Consider the following 5,360-nt stretch of genomic DNA (forward strand, 5'->3'; position numbering starts at 1 on the left):
AGCTTGCTCCCATATATAATCTTCGCGCCAACACCTACCATTCAATATCGAGGAACTGCGACCTGTGGTCACCAGCCTACACGTTGTCTTATCACACGTTCAGGTTGCCCCTCTTTTGCAGGCTCGCCGGGAGGGGAGGCGGCAGTGTGAACTCTCGCCGGACCTGGGCCTCTCCCAAGTGACCGTTGCGCTCACGGAAGAGGGGGTGCTCTTCCCTTCGGGCGAGCTGTTGCGTTGGGACGATGTTGAGCGTATTGCATCTGCTCTCAATAGTTGTTTCTTGTTAGAACATGGTTCTGTGCGAGCCATCCAGACCTTCTCGTCGGTGACCAATCGCCCCTGTAGTCTCTATCCGACCCAGGGGGCGCCTAGCCTGCTGATTGCCGGCTTTGTGATGCACCGCGTGAAGGAGGTTGATCCGCTGGAGGACACGCGTCTCAAGATGCGCACGCTGGTACCCATCAGCGGACGGGTGCTGGACACGGCCACTGGCCTTGGCTATACTGCCATCGAGGCGGCCCGCTATGCTGACGAGGTCGTGACGATTGAGCTTGATCCTGCGGTTCAGGAGGTAGCTCGTTTCAATCCCTGGTCACAGGATCTTTTCCATCATCCCAAGATCCGCCGCATGCTGGGTGACGCCAGTGAGCTGGTGCCGACCTTTCCTGATCACTATTTTTCGCGCATTATCCATGATCCACCCGCCTTTGACCTGGCTGGCGAGCTCTACTCGGGTGCCTTCTATCGCGAGCTATATCGAGTGCTCCGCGGTGGGGGGCGCCTCTTCCACTATGTAGGCGACTTGCAGAGCCGCGCTGGTAGCAGCACCCTCCGGGGAGTGACCCGCCGTTTGCAGGAGGCTGGCTTTGCGCGGGTGGTGCCGCGTCAGGAGGCGTTTGGCGTGGTGGCCTATAAGTAAGTGGTGACGAGGAGGCTACCCGCTGGGTCTCAGTGCGCTCTCTTGCTCTTTTGCTGGTGCTCTTATCCTGACTCCTCGCTGTGCTCGCGCGCCTCCCCGACTCCTGGCGCGTGTGCCTTCCCTTCCTCGCACAGCTCACAAATGCTGCTGAGACCCTCCTCTATGGTCTCCTCATCGGCTCCCAGGGAGACGCGCACGTAGTCAACGGTGCTGGAACCGAAGAGGTTTCCGGGTACAACCAGCACGTTCCGCCGCCGTAGCAGCTCCAGGGCGAAGGCAGTGGCCTGCTCTCTGGCGCTGCCATCGCTTCTAGCAGGGCGAGCGCGGTGCCCGTCTCCGCTCTTTCGGGCGATGTTGACCAGGATGTAGAAGGCGCCATGTGGGGTATACTCATAGCGTCCATAGCGCTTCAGGAGCGCAATCGCCTGATCGCGTCGCCGGCGGTAGGCAGCGCGCATCTGAGCGACGCAGTCCTGGGGCCCTTGCAGAGCTGCCGCCGCAGCCCGCTGAGTAGCCAGTGGCAGACTGGTATAGCTGGCGTCCAGCACTTGGCTGAGGCTGCGCATGAGAACCTGACCTGCTACCAGATAGCCAATGCGCCAGCCGGTCATAGCATAGGTTTTCGAAAAGCTATAGACGCCGATGAAGGTCCCCCGCTCGCGCTCCGTCGCTGTTAGCAGCGTAGCAGGGCTGACGTGCTCTCCTTCAAACACCAGCTCGTCGTAGCATTCGTCTGAGAGCAGCAGCAAGCGATGGCGGCGAGCAAAATCCAGGAGTGCGGCGATTAGCTCCCGTGGGAAAACGGCCCCGGTCGGATTGCCTGGGCTATTGACGATCAGCAGGCGTGTGCGCGCATTGACCCGCCGTTCTAGCTCGCGCAGGTCTGGTAGCCAGCCGCTCGCCGGATCAAGCGGATAGGGTACAGGCTTGGCTCCCGCGATGGCGAGCTGGCGATAGTAATGGGGCCAGCCAGGATCGGGCAGAAGAACCTCATCACCTGGACCGACGGTCGCCAGCAGCGCTAGCTGCACCGCGCCTGTGCCGCCGACGGTGACTCCAATATTGGCCGCTGAGACCTCGTAGCCGTTGACGCGTCGGATCTTCTCGGCCAGAAGCTCGCGTAGCCACGGCCAGCCGCCGGATGGGCCATAGGTTTGGGCCTCTTGCTGGAGGGAGGCGATGGCGGCGGCCACGATGTGCTGCGGGGTGCGAAAGTTTGGTTCGCCAATCTCTAGACGGCGCAACACCTGACCGGCTCGCTCTCGCTCCTCGGCGACCTGACGTAGCTCAGCGAGGGGATTAGGCGGCAGGCGCTGCCAGAGGTGCTGACCTGGCTCCTCTCTTCCCCCTGGGATCTCTTGCTGCATGTCCGCTATTCTCTCTCCCACTTACTCATTCTATCACATAGAGCTGGCTGTCTGCTCCTGCCAACCAATGCGCTCTCTTGCTGCCGGCTCCTCTCCTCTCGTTTCCCCAATAGCCAGGAGGGCAGGCTGAGGCCGTAAGGCTTTGGCTGGCTCGCTCGCTAAGATGGTGAGGCTGGCCTCGTTCCTTCTCAAATGATGCCCCGGGCGCGGAAGGAAGCGATCTCTTCCTGGCTGTAGCCAAGCTCGCTCAGGATCATGGCGGTGTGTTCACCCAGCCTTGGAGGCTGATAGCGCTCTTCCTGGGGGGTATCAGAGAGGCGCGGGAAGGCGCGCAGCGTACCAAGTGTCTCGCCGGCGATCTCGCTCAGGTGGGCGACGCCGCGGGCTTGGGCATGTGGATCGCTGAGGGCCTCTTCCAGGGAGTAGACCGGTCCGACGCAGGCGTCGAGATCGGCCAGCTCGGCCAGCCATTCATCGCGTGTCTTGGTTTTGAAGATACTTTGTAAGATGGCGATCGCCTGTTTGCGCTCCTCTGGCCCAACAGGGGTATGAAAAGGCAGCAGCTCTAGATGGCCGATGCGCGTGCAGAAGGCATGCCAAAATTTCGGCTCGAGGGCGGCCAGGGTAATGTAGCCACCATCTCTCGTCTCATAAATATTGTAGCAAGGCAGGCCACCATCGAGGGGAGAGTGTCCCGGTTGAGGAGCCTGGCCTGTTGTCAGGTACGTACTGATGGCCAGTGGAAGCAAGGCCATCGCGCCCTCGGTCATAGAGACATCGACAAAGCGTCCCTGGCCGCTTTGGTGGCGCCCGACAAGGGCCGCTAGAATACCGATCACGGCCATCAGGCCGCCGCCAGCCAGATCAGCCAACTGGGTAGGGGGCATGACCGGTCGCCCCTGGTGATCGCGGTTATAATGCAGCAGACCAGCGTAACCGAGATAGTTGAGGTCGTGTCCCGCGCGCTGGCTATAGGGTCCGTCCTGACCATAGCCGCTGATAGCGCAATAGATCAGCTCCGGGCGGATCTCGCGTAGCTGCTCATAGCCCAGGCCCAAGCGAGCCATTACGCCGGGGCGAAAGCTCTCCAGGAGTACATCGGCGCTACGCACCAGGCGCAGGAAGATCGCCCGGCCCTCGTCAGACTTGAGATTGAGTGTCAGGCTGCGCTTATTACGGTTCACGGCCAGAAAGGCCAGCCCCATCCCCCCCGGGCCGTAGGGGGGCATGTTCCGCCCATAGTCGCCGCTGCCAGGCTCTTCAACCTTGATCACATCGGCGCCAAAGTCGGCTAATAGTTGCGAGGCATAGCCTCCAGGCAGAAGACGGGAGAGGTCGAGTACACGAATGCCACTCAGAGGCTGGGTCATGCCTGCTCTCCTTACTGCAGTGTGGGAACTCCTGGTCCGTCCAGGTCGCTTGACTGACGCTGTCTCTCTGCTTGAAACGATTCGCACGCGGCGATGTTCGCTATGTTATAGCAAGATTAGCCAGCCCTGTCAATCCTCTCTTGGGGTATGCTGGCTGCTAGGGTCTTGGTGGGGACCAGGCCTTGTCTCTTGGGAGTGAAGTGACCTGATCGATCTGCCGGAGTGCTGAGGTCTAGCCTCTGCGGCCTGGAAGCGCTGAGTTGAAGGGCGCTGCGTGATACAATGCTCTCAGAGCTAAGAATCTGTTGGAAATGAGGAGCAGAGGAGTAGATGCCTATCGCCATTGTTGTTCATGGAGGAGCCGGCTTGATTCCCGAGGAGCGGGCTGCGGTCGCACAAGCCGGTTGCCGGGAAGCGGCAGAGCTAGGGTGGCGTGTCCTGGAGCAGGGAGGCTCAGCTCTTGATGCGGTCGAGGTGGCGGTACGTGCGCTGGAGGATAACCCTGTCTACAATGCTGGCACGGGAGCCACATTGACACAAGATGGCCGCATAGAGCTAGATGCAGGCATCATGGAAGGGCGTACTCTGCAGGTCGGGGCTGTCGCTGCCGTCGAGGGGGTGAAGAATCCGATTACGTTGGCGCGCCGCGTGTTAGAAAGTCCTCATGTGCTGCTCGTCGGGCACGGGGCCCAGCAGTTTGCCCTGGAGCAGGGGATTCCGCTCTGTCGCACTGAAGAGCTGTTGACTGACTATCAATATCGTCGTTGGCGCGAAGCCCGGCGAGAGACCGCGGGCCAGTTGAGCGAAGAGGATGAGGAGGAGCCGCTTTTCTACCGTCTGGAAGTAGCCACGACGACCTTTGTCTCCGACGAGGGGGAGCCTCCCTATTATCGCTTGCAGGTTGGCGCTACCAGTATTCATCTGGACGAGGAGCGTCATGGAACGGTCGGAGCCGTGGCCCTGGATGAGTCGGGCCTATTGGCGGCAGCAACCTCTACGGGAGGCATCTTTCAGAAATATCCTGGGCGTGTCGGCGATACTCCCCTGGTCGGCTGTGGCTTTTATGCTGATGAGCATGCGGCGGTTTCCTGCACTGGTCAGGGCGAGGATTTCGTGCGCCTGTTGCTAGCGCGGCGAGCCGCTGATTTTGTGGCGCTGGGGGCCAGCGCCGCAGCGGCGGCTCAGGCGGCGATCGATGTCTTGAGCGCCAAAGCCACTGGCAAGGGAGGATTAATCATTGTAGATGCCCTGGGTCAGGTGGGACTGGCCCACAACAGTCCACAGATGGCCTATGCCTACCGCTGTTCAGGCATGGAGCAGCCAGTTTGTGGCATCTAGCATCTAGTGGAGCACGGAGTATCTTGCCCTCTTCTGCGCCGGCTGGCCGGCCAAGGCCGGCTAGCCAGCCAGGGCGAGATTACCACCTCACCGGTTCTGTCCGCCTCCTCCCTCGCCTGTTCTGGTTCTGTGGCCTTGGCGCTGTTTGCCTGCGGCGGCTGCTGCTTGCCAGTCGTCTCCTCTAGTGCAGGAGCAGTGTGCTCAGAAAGAAGCCCAGGACAAAGAAGCAGGCGAAGATCACTAGGCCACAGATCAGCAAGAGGAGAAACGGGATCTGCTGGTGTTGCTGCCCTGGCTCGGCTTCTGGCCTGGCGCCGGCTGAGGGTGGAAGGCCGGCATAGGGGTAGAGAGGGGGCTGTGGTTGGG

5 protein-coding genes are annotated in these 5,360 nt (G+C 61.1%); 2 read left to right on the forward strand and 3 right to left on the reverse strand.

All coding sequences use genetic code 11. From position 1 onward, the window contains the following. The first annotated feature begins 64 nt into the window (after positions 1–64). Entirely contained in the window at positions 65–919 is an 855-nt protein-coding gene (locus tag IRZ24_RS16350) for a methyltransferase domain-containing protein (protein ID WP_297166408.1), read from the forward strand. 62 nt (positions 920–981) lie between these two features. Here IRZ24_RS16350 and IRZ24_RS16355 read toward each other — a convergent pair whose 3' ends face one another. Both IRZ24_RS16355 and IRZ24_RS16360 read right to left on the reverse strand, forming a co-directional pair. Continuing rightward, the gene (locus IRZ24_RS16355; protein ID WP_297166411.1) at positions 982–2,286 is read right to left on the reverse strand and encodes a pyridoxal phosphate-dependent aminotransferase; all 1,305 of its coding nucleotides are present in this window, start codon (positions 2,284–2,286) and stop codon (positions 982–984) included. A 188-nt stretch (positions 2,287–2,474) separates the two neighbouring features. Then, entirely contained in the window at positions 2,475–3,656 is a 1,182-nt protein-coding gene (locus IRZ24_RS16360; protein ID WP_297166415.1) for a CaiB/BaiF CoA-transferase family protein, read from the reverse strand. A gap of 330 nt (positions 3,657–3,986) precedes the next feature. Between IRZ24_RS16360 and IRZ24_RS16365 the strand changes: the two genes are divergently transcribed. Then, positions 3,987–4,994, forward strand: a complete 1,008-nt coding sequence (locus tag IRZ24_RS16365; protein ID WP_297166418.1) for an isoaspartyl peptidase/L-asparaginase family protein — start codon at positions 3,987–3,989, stop codon at positions 4,992–4,994. A 181-nt stretch (positions 4,995–5,175) separates the two neighbouring features. Here IRZ24_RS16365 and IRZ24_RS16370 read toward each other — a convergent pair. Continuing rightward, on the reverse strand, positions 5,176–5,360 hold a 185-nt coding region (locus tag IRZ24_RS16370), incomplete at its 5' end, for a hypothetical protein (protein WP_297166421.1).

This window comes from Thermogemmatispora sp., assembly GCF_019683755.1.
In the GTDB taxonomy this organism is placed as follows: Bacteria; Chloroflexota; Ktedonobacteria; order Ktedonobacterales; family Ktedonobacteraceae; genus Thermogemmatispora.